Here is a 15,169-nt window from a genome sequence, read left to right on the forward strand (position 1 = left end):
AAAGAAATGGATATGTACTCGGTCTAATCCAACACCCTGGCCGGCCCACAGGCGCAACGTCACACCACAGTTGTGTAGATACCTATGCCGCGATGGGGCCGCCACTACCAACATCGATGACACCTGACACCCACGATGCTTTCAAGGCCGCCCTCAGATCGAACAACTGCTGGCACCGTGTTTTTCCAGGTAGCGCTGGTGAGCTTCATCTGCCAACTGGAACTCCCCCAGAGGCACTATCACCGTTGCCAATGGCTTGCCCAAGCGCCCGGACGCGTCCAGTAGCTGTTTCGCGGCCTGGGCACTGGTCGCCTGTTGCGCCGAGCTGAAAAACAACGCCGAGCGGTATTTGACCCCGATATCCGCCCCCTGGCGGTCGACCGAGGTCGGGTCGTGCAGGGTCCAGAAATGTTCGATCAGGTGCGTATAGGAAATCACCCGGGGATCGAAGTCGACCTGCACCACTTCAATCAACGCCGGCTCGCCATCGGCCGAACGTGCGAAGCCGACCCGGCTATCGAGTACCCCGGGCAGCGCCCGCAAGTATGCCTCTGCGCCCCAGAAACAACCGGCACCAAAGGTTGCCTGTTCCAACAACACGGATTGCTCCACCTCACTCATGCTTCTACCTCCAGTTCCTGCTCGATCAAATGCTGGTGCAACTGGGCGATGTGTTCCGGGCCGATGCCACAGCAGCCGCCGACGATGTTCGCGCCAGCGGCCACCCAGGACTTGGCCCAGTGCAGGTACGCCTGGGGTCCCAGGTCGGAACGAATCTCCAGCAGGGTGCTATTGGCTTTCGCCTCGGCGTCCACCGCCGGGAAGGCATTGGCGTAGACCCCCAGCTCAATGGCCAGGCCCAGGCCGCGGATAACGTCGGCGGCCTCACTCAATGCCGCGGCCATGACTTCTGGCTGACTGCAATTGAACAGTACCGCTTGTGCCCCCAGTCCGGCCGCCACGCGCACCGCCTCGGCCACCGGTTCGGCGGAACGCAGGCGTGGCGGCTGGCCCACTTCATCGAGCAGCGTGAACGATAGCCACAACGGTTTGCTGTCGCTGGCCAGGGCTTCGGCTACCGCCTGGATTTCGGCAATGGAACTCTGGGTTTCCGCCAGCCAGACGTCGACATGGGCCTGCAAGCCGGCGATCAACTGGCGATGAATTGCCACCGAACGCGAGTGGTCGAACAGGTCCGGTCGATAGGAGCCCAGGGCTGGCGGCAGCGAGCCGGCTACCGTGACCGCTTCGCCACTGGCAGTCGCCGCCTGCCGCGCCAGGCGACCGGCCCGCTCGGCAAGCGCCAGGCCATGCTCGGCAAAACGCGCCTCGCCAATATGAAAAGGCACCACCGCATAGCTGTTGCTGGTGATGACCCGCGCACCGGCGTCGATGAACGCCTGGTGGGCCCGCAGCACATACTGCGGTGCCTCGATCAGCGCCAGTGCCGACCATTCCGGCTGCCGGAACGGCGCGCCAATGCGCTGCAGCTCGCGCCCCATGCCACCATCGAGCAATCGCAAGGAAGGCCGGCTCATGGGATCGCACTCACGGTCGGTGCCGAAGCCTGCAACCACTGGTCCACGGTGCTGGCATGGGCTTGGACCCAGGCCTTGGCCGCTACGTCAGCCGGTTGCTGCTCCTTCTCGATCTTCAGGATCAGTTCGTTGAGCTGCGCCGGTTCGATCGCGACATTGCGCAGGAACTCGGCAATTTTCGGTGCCCGCTGCTGCAACGCGGCCGAGGCCAGCACGTGGACCTTGGCGTCCGGGAAGGCGCAGGTGATCTGGCTCTTGTTCAGCCAATCCGGGTCGACGGTCGGGCTGATGAATTTCCAGCAACCATCGGCCTTGTACAGCGGATCGCCTTTTTTGTTGTCCTGGGCATAGCCATCGAAGGCCGGTTCTTCCAGGCGACGCAGATCGAAGGCGGAGAAAATCCAGTCCGGGGTGTAGGCGTAGAACACCACGCCGCGTTCGGCCTTGTAGGCGCTAGCCAGTTTGGCGTAGGTCACCGAAGCCTCGGTGGAGACCGCCTCGAACTTGTCGGCAAACCCGTAATCCTTGGCCTTGATCTGGCCGATGTAAGTGGACTCCCAACCGGCCGGCCCCACCAGCAACTGCGCCTTGCCACCGCCCAGGGGCTCGAAGAACTTCGCCACTTCCGGTTTTTTCAGGTCGTATACCGATTTGACGCCGTACTTGTCCTGCAAGTACCCGGGGATGTAGAAGCCCTGCTCGCCAGCATAGGGGTGGGCATTGGGCACCAGCGAACGGGTGCCGCCGGTGACGTATTTGGCCCAGGCGGCCGATTGGTTCGGCAGCCAGATGTCGGTCAGCACGTCCACCGATCCATCGCCCTTGGACGCGGCGCTCAACAGCACCGCGACGTCCCCCGCCAGGTACGAGACATCACCATCGAGACGGCTGCTGATGACTTCGCCGAGGATGTGCTGAATGGCAATGGCACCGGTCCAGTTCTGTTCGCCGATGACGATTTTTTCCTTGGCCAGCAATGCCGGTGGAGCAATCAGCGAGGCCAGCAATGCCACTGCGCCCAGGGTGCGCGATAAGGGTTTGTTCACGATAAGCCTCACGTTCAGTTGTAGGTCGGGTCTTGCTTGCGCAAGCTCGATTGAATGATTCGATCCGGGATCAGCGCGCACAGGACAATCGCCGCACCGGCGAGCATGCCTTCGCCACCCTTGATGTTGCGCAACGCCGTCATCACGTCGTAACCGAGCCCGCCGGCCCCGATCAGGGCGGCCACGACCACCATCGACAGGCTCATGACCAGGGTCTGGTTGATCCCCAGCAACAGCGAGCGCCGGGCCAGTGGCAGTTGCACCTTGACCAGGGTCTGCCAGCTACTGGCGCCATGAGCCACAGCCGCTTCGACGGCATCCTTGGGCACCTCCTGGATACCCAGGGAGGTCAGGCGGATCATCGGCGCCAGGGCGAAAATCACCGTGGCAATCACCGCCGGGGTCTTACCCACGGAAAAGAACGCCACGGCCGGGATCAGGTACACGAAGGTCGGTAGGGTCTGCATCACATCCAGCAGCGGTGTGACCACGCGGCGCACCCATGGTCGGCGCGCCAGCAGGATGCCGGTGGGCACGCCGATCACCAGGGCAATCAGCACCGAGGACCCCACCAGCGCCAGGGTGGCAATGGTGCGCTCCCAGAAGCCGAACAGGCCGATGTACAGCAGTGCGGCGCTGCTGGTCAGCGCGAGTGCCAGGCCGGCCGATCGCCAAGAGAGAAACACCAGGGCCAGGGCCGAGACCGGCCAGGGCAGCCAGCCCAGCAGGCTCTCAATGCCTTCGATGACCGTGCGCACCGCGACTATCACCCCGACAAAGGCGCCTTCGAAAGTCACCTGCGACCAACTGATGAACTGGTCAATGCTCTGCGCCGTCACCAGCAGCAACTGGCGATTGGCCGGGAACTGCAGCAACGCGCTGCTGGTGTCGGCAGTGATCACCCGCCAGATCACCAGGACCTGGCAGACCAACAACAGCGTCAACGGCAGCGCCCAATCCGAGCCACCGCCGCGCACCGGACGGGCGCTGAGCGTCAGCGCGCTGTAGCGACTGGCGACTAGCACCAGCGTCGCCAGCAGCACCGTCAGCCAGGCCGAGCTAAGCAATCCTTGGCCGAGGGCTGCCAAGGCGCCCAGTTCGCTGGCAAAAGCCAGCCAGAACAGCCCGCCCCTACCCCGCGCCGCCAACGCCGCTGGCCCCAGCAACAACGCTTGCCAGGCCGACAGACCGGGACTATAGGAAGGCGCGCGTGGTTGGCTGGGCAGTCGGGCCGCGACCTTGGTCGACGCTCTTGCAGGGGCGCTGGCCGGCGCGCAGTCACGGAAAAAGTCCGCGACTTCGGCGTCGGCCGGCTGCTCCAGCAATTGTTCAGGCGTGCCCAGTTGCACCAGGCGGCCATGGCGCAACACCGCAATGCGGTCTGCCAGGCGCAAGGCTTCGGCCGGGTCGTGGGTAACCAGTAAAGTGCTGATCCCGCGTGCGCGGGCCAGGGCCAGGAAATGGCTCTGCAGGTCGCGGCGGATGGTCGGGTCGAGGGCGCTGAACGGCTCATCCATCAACAGAATGTCCGGCTCCGTCACCAGCGCCCGGGCCAGCCCGACGCGCTGGCGCATGCCGCCCGACAGTTCATGGGGATAATGCTCGCCCCAGCCTTGCAGCCCGACCGCCTGCAACTGCACGGCTGCCGCCGCATGCCGCTGCGCCTCGGGCTCGCCACGCAATTCCAGGGGCAAGGCCACGTTGTCCAGCACCGTGCGGTGTGGCAACAAGCCAAAATGCTGGAACACCATGCCAATGCGCCGCGAACGCAACTCACGCAGGGCCTTGTTGCTCAAGCCACTGATCGCCTGGCCGTCAATCAGCACTTCGCCGCTGGAAGGCTCGATCAAGCGGTTGATGTGCCGCAGCAAGGTCGACTTGCCACTGCCGGAAGTGCCCATCAGGCACAACACTTCACCACGCAGGACTTTCAGGTTGACGTTGCTGACCGCCGGCGCTGCGTCGTTCTGCCCGTAGGCCTTGGTCACGTCGCGCAACTCAAGCACCACGTCCGCTTCGAGTGCGGGCGCATCCGGGGCTGGGGTCTCGATCCGGGCGCTGGCCAGAGAGGATTGGATAAGGGTCACAGGCGTTCTCGACAAGCAGGCCCGAGCGCGACACAGCGCACCCGGGATGGAAAAAGGGACGAGGCGGCAGGGGCCTGGCGCCGTGACATAAAGCTAATCGATCTTAAAAAGTACAAATAAATACTTTTTTGGAATTAGCTTAGGCGTCTATTTCCCGTTCTCTTGCTTACACCTTTAAGAACCAAAACGAATTAATAAATAGAAAATCATTATTTATCGATATAACAATTTGCGCGTAGGCTCAGCCCATCCCGTCATTCATCACCACAGTGAAGTGCCCCATGAATCCGACTGACAACCTCATCGACTTCGCCAGCTACCGCAAACGCAAACAGGCTCAACAACGGGCACGGGCCATGTGGGATATGTACACGCTGCAGGCCGGCCTGCGGACCTTCACCACGGCCCAGCCGACGGCCAGCACCGAGACCCGCCACGCGTGAACGCCCAGGGTCCCGTGCGCTTTCTCGCCAGCGCCGACGAACCGGTGCTCGATCTGAACCACTTGCAGCCCCAGGAAGAAGATCCGATTTGTCAGCGGGTCGCGCAAAACCTGCAGCGCCTGCGGGGCAAGCGCCATCTGTCCCTGGACGCACTGGCCCGCCAGTGCGGCGTGAGTCGGGCGATGCTGGCGCAGATCGAATCCGGCCGCAGCGTGCCGTCGATCAAGGTGCTGTGCAAAATTGCCAAGGGCTTGAAAGTCTCGGTCGCGGCGTTTCTCGAACACCGCGCGTTCGAAGGGGTCGCGGTCTTGTCGGCCAGCCAGAGCAAACGCCTGGTCAGCGCCAATGGCGCCTTCGTCAGCCGCGCACTGTTCCCGTTCGACGTGGCACGCCAATCGGAATTCTACGAACTGCGCCTGAGCCCCTTGGGGGAAGACCAATCCGCAGGCCATGGCCCGGGCGTGCAGGAAAACCTGGTGGTGGCCCAGGGCGTGCTGGAAATCAGTGTAAACGAAGAACGCTACCTGCTCTCCACCGGCGACTCGATCCTGTTCTACGCCGACCAGCCCCACCGCTATCGCAACCCAGCGGACAGCGAAGCAGTGGCGTATCTGGTAGTGACGTATCCGGAACGCATGGACTGACCGGCCAACAGCGGCTTGCTCGCGAAAACCTCAAGTACGACGCGTGCATCCAGGCAGCACGCGTCATCGTTGACGACCATCGCGAGCAGGCTCGCTCCCACAATGAGGCTCCAGGTGTTCGCAGGATTTGCAGATACCCAGGGGCCAATGCTGAGGATCCACCCCCGCCCTCAAAAGCCCCCAATCAGCAAGTGCAGCACATCATCGGCATGCCATTGCAGCTCATCATCATCGGCATGCTGCAATCGTTCATCATCTTCATCATCAACCCACAGCAGTTCTTCATCATGTCCATGTTCATGCCCGCCATCGGCATGATCTTGCACATCATGCTGTCAGCCTGAAGGCTGCACTCCATCACGCACTTCATCGACGGCATCGGCATGCCCATTACCGGCATCGGCATCATGGCGCCCATCATCGGCATGGCCATGCTCGCCTGGGACATGCACATCATGCTCATGTTGGCGCAATGCATCATCATCGGCATGCCGCAGTCCATCATCATCTGCATCATTTGCGCGCTGTTCTTGAACATCGCCATGTCCATACCAGCGGCCGGCATCATCTTGCACATCATGCCGTCTTCGAGCATTTCGCAGCTCATGGTCGCCATCATCATCGGCATGCCCATCATCGGCATCATCGGCATGCTGCTGTTCATCGACATTGGCATCTGCATGGCATTCATCATGGTGGAGCTCCCGCAAGGATTAAATAGTTGGGTTAAGCGATGGCGCCGATTCTAAGGACTGGCTCTCCCACGACAAGACGCCCCCACAACAGCGAAAAACGCTGCGCCAACTCCATTAGTGCGGCACCGAGTGCCAATGCCGCTGTTACAACCCACTTAACGACGCAATCACAGATATAACCACCACCTCTGCACCCGTTCAGCGGTCATGGATATTCGACTGACAACTATCTAAATAACCCAAAGAAATAATCGTTCTAACAAGGACTCGATTATTTTCAGCAAACCGCTCTGGTGCAGGCTTCACCGGGATTATCGGGTATATCCATAGTGATAAAAGGTATTGGTATATACCAGATTCAGACCTTATAAATCGGCGCATTAAACATTTGCACTGGAGTAGCAAATCGATGGTTGGTGTAAGGGTAATGCTCGAATACTTTCACCCCTGGCCTAATTCGGCAGGCCTGTACTTGGCCCGCGAACGCGGCTGGTACGCCGAGGCTGGGTTGGATGTCGAACTGGTAGTGCACGACCCTTGGCGCGGTGACACTCTCGAGCATCTGCTGACCGGGGCCGTGCATTTCGGATTGTTCCCCAGCAACCGCCTGCTGGTACGCCGCGCTCTGGGGCAACCGTTGCTGGGGGTAGCGGCGATCAACCATGCTGGCCTGGAATCGATCCAGACCCTCAGCGACTCCGGCATCCAGCGCCCACGGGACCTGGCGGGTCGGCGCCTGGCGCTCAATCCGACGCCCCGCGGCGTGGCCATGGTCCGGCATCTGATGCGGGTCGATGGCGGTGATCCCGACGCGCTGATCCTGGTGGACAGCGGCACCCGCGAGTTGCGGCCCGAGCAACTGGCCGCCGGCCTCGCCGATGCCAGTTTTGGCGGCTACTGGGCCTGGGAAGCGCTGATGGACAGCCCGATCGCCGCCGAGCGGCGCGTGGTCTGGCCGGTCGACGAGCTTGGCGCTCCGGCCTATCACAGCTACCTGCTGGGAGCCCATGAACAGACCCTGCTGGACCAGCCCGAACTGACCCGCGCCTTTCTCGCCGCCACCGCCCGTGGTTACCTGGCTGCGGCCGCCGACCCGGCCAGCGCGCTGCAGGCCTATGAAAGCGCCACCCCGTACTTCCCCCGCGAGCTGCTGGCGCAATCGCTGCACGCCATCGCGCCGACCTGGCTGCACCAGGGAACCTGGGGCCAACAACGCGATGCCTTGCTCGAACCCTACGCCCACTGGCTGCACGCCAACCACGTGCTGTCCGATGCGCAGGCCTGGCGCCAGGCCACCAGCAACGCCTTCCTGCCGGAGCCGCTGTGATGGCCGCACACGAACCCTTCAGCGCCCACGGTCTGGGCCTGGAACCGGTGGCGGCGCAGTGGGCGCCGCTGCAGGCGGACGATGTCGCGCAACTGCTGCGCGGCTACCCGCAACTCGGCGTGCCGCTGCAACTGGACTGGCACAGCCCGCGGCCGTTCTCGGCCGCCAGCCTGGTCCAGACCCAAAACACCCGGGTCTTCGTCAAGCGCCACCCACAACAGGTACGCAACCCCGCCTGGCTGCGCGAAGAACACCGTTTCATGGCCCATCTGCGGCAACGCGGGGTGCCGGTGACCGAAGTGCTGGCCAACCGCGACGGCGACACGGCGATCGCTCAGGGCGAGTGGACCTACGAGGTGCATGCCCTGGCCGAAGGTCAGGACCTGTATCGCGACGCCTTGTCCTGGACGCCGTTTCTCAGCCAGCGCCACGCCTGGTCGGCCGGTCAATCGCTGGCCCGCTTGCACCGTGGCGCCGCGGACTTCCAGGCCCCGCCGCGCCAGGCCCAGGTGCTGCTGGCCAACTTCAAGCTGTGCAGCGGTCCGGACCTGGCCACCAGCCTGCATACGTTCATCCAGCACGACCCGGCACTGGCGGCCTATATGGACCGCCAGCCATGGCGCGACGAGTTGCTGCCCCTGCTGCTGCCCTGGCATCGCCCACTGCAACCACTGCTGGCCCGGCAACCCGGGTTATGGACCCATAACGACTGGCACGGCTCCAACCTGCTGTGGAGTTCCAGCACCGCCGACGCCCAGGTCAGCGGCGTGCTGGACTTTGGCCTGGCGGACCGCACCTTCGCCCTGTTCGACCTGGCCACCGCCATCGAACGCAACGCCATTCCCTGGCTGGAACTGGACAGCGGCGGGTCTGCCCCGGCGGCCCTCGACGACATCGACGCCTTGCTGGCCGGTTATGCCAGTGTCCTGCCGCTGTCGGCGGCCGAGCTTCTGACCCTGGCCGCCCTGCTGCCCCTGGTGCATGTGGATTTCGCCCTGTCGGAGATCGCCTACTTCAACGGCGTGGTCGGTTGCGCTGCGAGTGCCGACATCGCATACAAGGCTTACCTGATCGGTCACACCCGCTGGTTTTCGACTGATGCCGGCCACTGCCTGCTCGAACATCTACGGCGTCGTGCCGCCACCCGGAGTCAAGGTTCATGAACCCACTGATCAGCCCCCAGCAACTGGCCAGCCTGATGGCCGAAGACGCCAACCTGCTGATCCTCGACGCCAGCGTCGAACTGCCGGCACCGCGTTTCGACCGCGACTACCAGGTCGCCAGCGGGCGCGACGGTTGGTATCAGGCCCACATCCCCGGTGCCCTGCACGCCGACCTGCTGCATGACCTGGCCCTGCCCGACGCCTCGTTCAGCTTTGCCCTGCCCGGTGTCGAACAACTGGCGAGCGCCCTGGCCCGGCTGGGCCTGGATGGCGCTCGCCAGATGGTGATCTACGATCGCAGCGAAGGTTTCTGGGCCGCACGCCTGTGGTGGATGCTGCGCAGCGTCGGGCTGGCGGCGCAGGTGCTCGACGGTGGTTTCAAGGCCTGGTGCGCAGCGGGGTTGCCCCAGGCACAAGGTATTGAACCGGTGCTGCCGGTGGCCGCCATGCCGCTGTCAGCCCGGCCAGGCTTGTGGATCGAGCGTGACGGTGTGCAGGCGATGGTGTCCGGTGAGCGACCGGGGCTGCTGGTGTGCGCCCTGTCCAAGGCATTGTTCGAAGGCAGTGCCGCGAGCCGTTACGCGCGGCGCGGGCACATCCCCGGCAGTCGCAACCTGCCAGCGCGGCAATTGCTCGACGCAGATGGCCGGTACCTGCCACGCGACCAGTTGCAACAGCAACTCGCTGCGCTACTGCTCGACGTGCCAGGGCCCTTGGTGCTGTATTGTGGCGGCGCAATTTCTGCGGCGGCCCTGGCCCTGGCGTTAACCCTGGTCGGCCGCGACGACGTGCTCTTGTATGATGGCTCGCTGCAAGAATGGGCCGCGGATTCAAACTTGCCGATGACCACCGGAGCAACTCCGGACTGATGCCCTCGGGGGCACGTATTTAACCTGATTTCCTGTTTTTTACCGCACAGCGCTTTCCTGGAGCGCACCTGGGCCCCTATGCCCGGTGTTCGCCTGCCCCGGGCTCGCAGTCATCAAGGAGTTTCACATGGATAGGCTTTACCGGACGTCCCCCCAGGACGGCTGCGCCCCGCGCTTTGCCTTCAATCAACTGACCCTCGGGCTGTTGCTGGCCAGCGCCCTGCCCTCGGTCCACGCTGCCGAGACCCTGCTGCCGGCCGTGACCGTGAATGCCGAGGACCACTCCGGCTACCAGGTGTCCGAGGCCGCTGTCGGTGGGTTCGACCCCGCGCCCTTGCTCGACACGCCGGCCTCGATTGCGGTGATCAACGAAGCCCTGATCAAGGACCAGCAAGCACGCCTGCTCAGTGAAGTGTTGAAAAACGACGCCTCGGTGGGTGAAAGCTACGCACCGGTCGGCTACTACGAGAACTTCGTGGTACGCGGCTTCTCCCTGAACGCGGCCAGCAGCTACAAGATCAACGGCCGCACCATCACCGGCGAGCAGAACGTCGGCCTGGAAAACAAACAGCAGGTGGAACTGCTCAAGGGCCTGGCGGGCCTGCAAAGCGGGGTCAGCGAGCCCGGCGGGCTGATCAATTATGTGACCAAGCGGCCGACCGATGTGCACTCGGTCACGGTGTCCACCGACGATCGCGGCAGCGGTTACCTGGCCACCGACGTCGGTGGTTTTTTTGGCAGCGAACAACAGTTCGGCCTGCGCGCCAACCTGGCCCATGAAGACCTGCACTCCTACGTCGAGCACACCAACGGCCAGCGCGACTTTGCCTCCCTGGCGCTGGACTGGACCCTGAGCGACGCCGCGCTGCTGCAACTGGATGTCGAGTACCAGACCAAACAACAGCGTTCGGCACCGGGCTATCAGTTGCTCGGCGGCACCGAGTTGCCGCACCACGCCTCGCCCAAGCAGTTGCTGGCGCATCAGAGCGGCACGAAACCGGTGACCACCGATGCGCTGAACCTCAACGGCAACTTCGAGTACCGCTTCAGCGACACCTGGAAAGGCAACCTCAGCGCTTCGCGCAGCCGAGTGGTGATCGATGACTACAGCTCGTTCGCCTGGGGCTGCTACGGCGCCGCCAGTTGTGCCGGCGCGGCGGTGCCCAACTACTTCAGTCCCGAGGGTGACTACGACATCTATGACTTCCGCAGCCCCGACGACACCCGGCGCAACGACGAAGCCCAGGCCACCCTCAGCGGCACCTTCGACACGGCAGGCCTGGGCCACGAACTGACCGTCGGCAGCAGCGCATTTCGGCGGATCGTCGACAAGCGCGAGCCGATCAACGAGTGGATCGGCAGCGCCAACATCGCCAGCGAACCGGCCGATTTCCCGCGCTACGCGGGGCCGCTCAATGATTCGTATCGAAACCTGGACAGCCGCCAGTACGGGCTGTTCTTCAACGACCGGATCAGCTTCAACGAACAATGGCAGACCGTGCTCGGCGGGCGCGAAGTGCGCCTCGATGAAGAGACCTTCGACAGCGAGGGCGACACCACCCGCCACACCCAGCGCTACGAGTTCCTGCCCCAGGCCGCGCTGATCTACAAACCGCTGCCGAACCTGGCGTTGTACAGCCGCTACAGCAAGGGCCTGTCCCTGGGTGGCGAGGCTCCGTGGTTTGCCAGCAATGCCTTCGAGATCCTCGCACCGACCGTGTCGCGGCAGATCGAGGCCGGGATCAAGTACGACTGGCAGCGCCTGAGCCTCGGCGCAGCGCTGTTCCAGATCCGCCAGGGCTATCAGTATTCCCGGCCCAATGCCGACGGCAGCTTCACCTACACCGAGCAGGGCGAGCAGAAGAACACCGGCCTGGAGCTCTCGGCCAATGGCTGGGCCAGCCAGCGCCTGCAGATCTCCGCCAGTGTCGCGGCGATCCGCTCGCGAGTCAGCGGCAGCGACACCCCGGCCTACGAAGGTCACCAGACCATCAACGTACCGAACCTGCGCGCCAGTCTTTATGGCGACTATGCCCTGCCGTGGGTCGACGGCCTGGCGCTGCTCGGCGGGGTGCAATACAGCGCCAGCAAATACGCCAGCCAGGAAGGCCAGGTCGAGGCCAGCGCCTACGCCGTGTTCAACATCGGTAGCCGCTACAGCACGCGCATCGACGGCTACGACACGGTGTTCCGCCTGACCGTCGATAACCTGTTCGACAAGCGCTACTGGCGCGATGTCGGGGAGTACATGGGCGACAACTACGTGTTCCAGGGTGCACCACTGACCGCCCGCTTGAGTGCATCGGTCAACTTCTGATCCGGCCCGCCAAGGCCACGCTTGAGGAAACCGTTATGTCCGATCTTGAAATCATCGCTGTCATTCTCAACCTCCTCGGCGTCTGGCTGACCGCCCGGCGCATCCGCTGGTGCTGGCCGGTCAGCGTGCTGGCGGTGCTGCTGTATGCCTGGATTTTCTACGACGCCAAGCTCTACTCCGACACCCTGTTGCAGGGCATCTTCGCCCTGCTGCAAGGCTACGGTTGGTGGCGCTGGAGCCAGGGCCACCTGGAACAAGGCAAGGTACGGGTGGCGCGCCTGCCCCTGGGCGAAGGCCTGCTCGGCTTGCTCTGCGGGGCCCTCGGTGCCGGGCTGCTCGGTGCCCTGATGCACACCTACACCGATGCTTCCGTGCCCTGGATGGACGCGTCGCTCACTGCCTTCAGCCTGGTCGCCAGCGTCTGGGCGGCACGCAAGTACGTGGTCAGCTGGTGGTTGTGGATCGTCCTCGACTGCCTGTATGTCGGCCTGTTCCTGTTCAAGGACCTGCGCCTGACCGCCGCGCTGTACGCCGGTTTTGTGCTGCTGGCGATCTACGGCCTACGTGCCTGGCAGCAGGACCTGGCGCGCCAGGAACGGCCAGCACCAGGGATTGCCGACGGCGGCGCGCAGCCCTCGACGGCTGGCCGGGCGATTGGTTAGTGTAGGTAACCCGTCGATGGTGTCCCCGGGCGCCATCGTCCTCTTCGATCCGCCATCGGGCGTCCCACGTCATGCCTTTTGACCCAGTCTCACCGCACTACCAGCGGATCCGCGAGCAGATCGCCCAGGACCTCGCCAACGGCATCCCCCAGGCCGACCAGAAGTTCCCTTCCGAACGGGACATGATCGAACGTTTCGGCTGCACCCGGGTGACCCTGCGCCAGGCCTTGCAGCAGTTGGAAGCCGAAGGCCGGGTGTACCGGGAGAATCGTCGCGGCTGGTTCGTCAGCCCGCAGCGCATCCGCTACGACCCGACGCGCATCAGTGGCTTCATGGACTACGTCAGTGCCCAGGGGCGCACACCGCGCACCGAATGCCTGCAGGCCGAATTGCGCCCGGCCGGCAGTTGGCTGGCCCGACGCATGGGGCTGGAGTCGGCACAAGAGCCGGTGTTTTTTCTCCAGCGCCGGCGCTGGATCGACCGGCGTCCGGTGCTGCTGGAATTCAACGCGCTGCTCGCCAGTTGGTGCCCGGGCCTGCTCGACGTCGACCTCGACACCTCTCTGACCCGGGTCCTGCGCGAGCATTTTGCGCGGGTGCAATCGCGCTGCGAATTGCAGATGCACATCGGCACGGTCAACGAGCAACAGGCCGAACTGCTGCAACTGTCGCCGGGCTCCACCAGTGTCTACCTGGAGCGCCTGAACTTCGGCGAGGCAGACCAGCCGGTGGAATTCGACCAGGAATTCTGGCGCCCCGACGCGCTGTCGGTGGTGATGGAGACGCGGTATCCCGGCAAGGATTGACGGCCGGGCTCAGCCCAGCTGTTTCACCATCGGCACACAAGCCAGTTGCAGGCCCGAGGGTGAATGGTAGATGGACGTTTGCTCACCACGGTAACCGCAGCGCCGGTAGAAGTCGGCAGCGTTCAATGTCGCGTCGAGCACCACCTGCTCCAGGCCCAACTGGTGTGCCAACTGCTCGAGGAATTCCAGGATCAACACGCCAATCCCCTGCTGCATGAACTCGGGCAGGACGAAGATCGCGCCGATTTCCCGCCGTGGCAGATCGAGCATGCCGGTGGCCACGGCCACGCCATCGACCCACCCCATGTAGAAGTGAGAGTCCATCAGCGCACTGTAGCCATCCGCCGCCGAGCCTGCGGTCCAGGTCAGCATCTGCTGCTCGGTATAGGCACCGATGCATTGGTGGCGGATCGCGCGCAGGCGAATCTCGAAAGCGGCCTGGGCGTCGTCCTGGGTGGCGCGGCGAATCTGCAACATGGGGTTCTCCATTGGCCAGCTTCGGACGGCGCAAAAAAAGCCCCGTCCATTGCTGGCGGGGCCTTGGGTCATAACGTCATATCCTGAACGCGCCTGACCTCATGCCCCGCCAGCGGCGGTCATGGAGCAGCACATCATGTTCAGGCGGTAGGTTCTGGTCATGGCTCGATACTGTTGGCCCAGCCCCCCACCTGTCAATCCCGCGGTGAGGGGTGAGGCTCAATCCGCCTGTACCGTCACCTGCAGCTGTTCGCCCAAGCCGGCGATGCCCAGGCGCATGGTCTGGCCGGGGCGCAGGTAGACGGGGTCGGGCTTGATGCCCAGGCCGACGCCCGGTGGGGTGCCGGTGGAGATGATGTCGCCAGGTTGCAGGCTCATGCAACGGCTCAGGTAGGCGATCAGTTGCGGCACGCTGAAGATCAGCGTGCGGGTGTTGCCTTTCTGGTAACGGTGACCGTCGACCTCCAACCACAAGTCCAGCGCATGGGGGTCGGCGATTTCATCGCGGGTGACCAGCCACGGACCGATCGGGCCGAAGGTGTCGAAGCCCTTGCCCTTGTCCCAGGTGCCGCCGCGCTCCAACTGCCAGGCGCGCTCGGAGACGTCGTTGATCACGCAGTAACCGGCGACGTGATCCATCGCATTAGCCTCATCGATGTAGCGCCCGCCCTTGCCGATGACCACCCCCAGTTCGACTTCCCAGTCGGTCTTGAGCGAACCACGGGGGATCTCGATGCTGTCGTTGGGGCCGCAGATGGCGCTGGTCCATTTGCTGAAGATGATCGGCTCCTTGGGCACTTCCATGTTCGACTCGGCGGCATGGTCGGCGTAGTTCAGGCCGATGCAGATGAACTTGCCCACCTGGCCGACGCAGGCGCCGATCCGTGGCTGGCCGGCCACCCGTGGCAGGCTGGCGGGGTCGATCGCCGCCAGGGCCGCCAGACCCTGTGGAGTCAGGGTCTGCCCGGCGATGTCGGCAACGTGGCCAGAGAGGTCGCGAAGCTGTTGATTGGCATCCAGCAGGCCCGGTTTTTCCGAACCCTTGTCGCCATAACGCACTAATTTCATGTGTCGCTCCTGCTGCTAATTAAAGGT

15 protein-coding genes are annotated in these 15,169 nt (G+C 63.8%); 8 read left to right on the forward strand and 7 right to left on the reverse strand.

Annotation, left to right across the window (positions count from 1 at the left end):
* Nucleotides 1-153: 153 nt before the first annotated feature.
* Genes msrA through ACM6IP_RS11755 form a run of 4 tightly spaced genes read right to left on the reverse strand, consistent with a single transcriptional unit; the run spans nucleotide 154 to nucleotide 4,671 of the window.
* Nucleotides 154-621, reverse strand: coding sequence for a peptide-methionine (S)-S-oxide reductase MsrA (gene msrA / locus ACM6IP_RS11740; protein ID WP_320334302.1), 468 nt, complete (start codon nucleotides 619-621; stop codon nucleotides 154-156).
* Nucleotides 618-1,538, reverse strand: a complete 921-nt coding sequence (locus tag ACM6IP_RS11745; RefSeq protein ID WP_414861534.1) for a homocysteine S-methyltransferase family protein — start codon at nucleotides 1,536-1,538, stop codon at nucleotides 618-620. The genes msrA and ACM6IP_RS11745 overlap by 4 nt, the downstream gene beginning before the upstream one ends.
* Entirely contained in the window at nucleotides 1,535-2,584 is a 1,050-nt protein-coding gene (locus ACM6IP_RS11750) for a glycine betaine ABC transporter substrate-binding protein (RefSeq protein ID WP_401130464.1), read from the reverse strand. The genes ACM6IP_RS11745 and ACM6IP_RS11750 overlap by 4 nt, the downstream gene beginning before the upstream one ends.
* Before the next feature lie 14 nt (nucleotides 2,585-2,598).
* Complete coding sequence (locus ACM6IP_RS11755) at nucleotides 2,599-4,671, reverse strand: ATP-binding cassette domain-containing protein (RefSeq protein ID WP_414861535.1); 2,073 nt, start codon at nucleotides 4,669-4,671, stop codon at nucleotides 2,599-2,601.
* Between the two features lie 281 nt (nucleotides 4,672-4,952).
* Here ACM6IP_RS11755 and ACM6IP_RS11760 point away from each other — a divergent pair, with 281 nt between their 5' ends.
* Together ACM6IP_RS11760 and ACM6IP_RS11765 are read left to right on the forward strand one after the other, a co-directional pair.
* Nucleotides 4,953-5,114 (forward strand): hypothetical protein, encoded by a 162-nt coding sequence (locus ACM6IP_RS11760; RefSeq protein ID WP_414861536.1) that lies wholly within the window; start codon nucleotides 4,953-4,955, stop codon nucleotides 5,112-5,114.
* 53 nt (nucleotides 5,115-5,167) lie between these two features.
* A complete protein-coding gene (locus ACM6IP_RS11765) occupies nucleotides 5,168-5,758 on the forward strand; it encodes a helix-turn-helix domain-containing protein (protein WP_414861557.1) in 591 nt (196 codons plus the stop codon).
* 184 nt (nucleotides 5,759-5,942) lie between these two features.
* On the opposite strand, the gene ACM6IP_RS11770 is transcribed toward ACM6IP_RS11765, so the two are convergent.
* Nucleotides 5,943-6,452: a hypothetical protein gene (locus ACM6IP_RS11770; RefSeq protein WP_162530200.1), complete on the reverse strand. Its 510-nt coding sequence runs from the start codon at nucleotides 6,450-6,452 to the stop codon at nucleotides 5,943-5,945.
* Between the two features lie 428 nt (nucleotides 6,453-6,880).
* Between ACM6IP_RS11770 and ACM6IP_RS11775 the strand changes: the two genes are divergently transcribed.
* The 6 genes from ACM6IP_RS11775 to ACM6IP_RS11800 all read left to right on the forward strand — a co-directional run bounded on the left by ACM6IP_RS11775 (nucleotide 6,881) and on the right by ACM6IP_RS11800 (nucleotide 13,597).
* A complete protein-coding gene (locus ACM6IP_RS11775) occupies nucleotides 6,881-7,780 on the forward strand; it encodes an ABC transporter substrate-binding protein (RefSeq protein ID WP_237234984.1) in 900 nt (299 codons plus the stop codon).
* Nucleotides 7,780-8,943, forward strand: coding sequence for a phosphotransferase enzyme family protein (locus ACM6IP_RS11780; protein WP_414861537.1), 1,164 nt, complete (start codon nucleotides 7,780-7,782; stop codon nucleotides 8,941-8,943). Before ACM6IP_RS11775 ends, ACM6IP_RS11780 begins: the two co-directional genes overlap by 1 nt.
* The gene (locus ACM6IP_RS11785; protein WP_414861538.1) at nucleotides 8,940-9,812 is read left to right on the forward strand and encodes a sulfurtransferase; all 873 of its coding nucleotides are present in this window, start codon (nucleotides 8,940-8,942) and stop codon (nucleotides 9,810-9,812) included. The genes ACM6IP_RS11780 and ACM6IP_RS11785 overlap by 4 nt, the downstream gene beginning before the upstream one ends.
* Nucleotides 9,813-9,939: 127 nt before the next feature.
* Nucleotides 9,940-12,129, forward strand: a complete 2,190-nt coding sequence (locus ACM6IP_RS11790) for a TonB-dependent siderophore receptor (RefSeq protein ID WP_320334297.1) — start codon at nucleotides 9,940-9,942, stop codon at nucleotides 12,127-12,129.
* A gap of 35 nt (nucleotides 12,130-12,164) precedes the next feature.
* Nucleotides 12,165-12,791: a nicotinamide riboside transporter PnuC gene (pnuC, locus tag ACM6IP_RS11795; protein ID WP_095170411.1), complete on the forward strand. Its 627-nt coding sequence runs from the start codon at nucleotides 12,165-12,167 to the stop codon at nucleotides 12,789-12,791.
* A 71-nt stretch (nucleotides 12,792-12,862) separates the two neighbouring features.
* Entirely contained in the window at nucleotides 12,863-13,597 is a 735-nt protein-coding gene (locus ACM6IP_RS11800) for a UTRA domain-containing protein (RefSeq protein WP_159995258.1), read from the forward strand.
* Between the two features lie 9 nt (nucleotides 13,598-13,606).
* Here ACM6IP_RS11800 and ACM6IP_RS11805 read toward each other — a convergent pair whose 3' ends face one another.
* Nucleotides 13,607-14,074 carry a GNAT family N-acetyltransferase gene (locus ACM6IP_RS11805; protein ID WP_095170409.1) on the reverse strand — a complete coding sequence of 156 codons (468 nt, stop codon included), beginning with the start codon at nucleotides 14,072-14,074 and terminating at the stop codon, nucleotides 13,607-13,609.
* A 219-nt stretch (nucleotides 14,075-14,293) separates the two neighbouring features.
* Nucleotides 14,294-15,142: an ureidoglycolate lyase gene (locus ACM6IP_RS11810; RefSeq protein ID WP_414861539.1), complete on the reverse strand. Its 849-nt coding sequence runs from the start codon at nucleotides 15,140-15,142 to the stop codon at nucleotides 14,294-14,296.
* Nucleotides 15,143-15,169 lie beyond the last annotated feature (27 nt).

Origin of the sequence: Pseudomonas sp. IT-P176, assembly GCF_949767245.1 — a bacterium.
In the GTDB taxonomy this organism is placed as follows: domain Bacteria; phylum Pseudomonadota; class Gammaproteobacteria; order Pseudomonadales; family Pseudomonadaceae; genus Aquipseudomonas.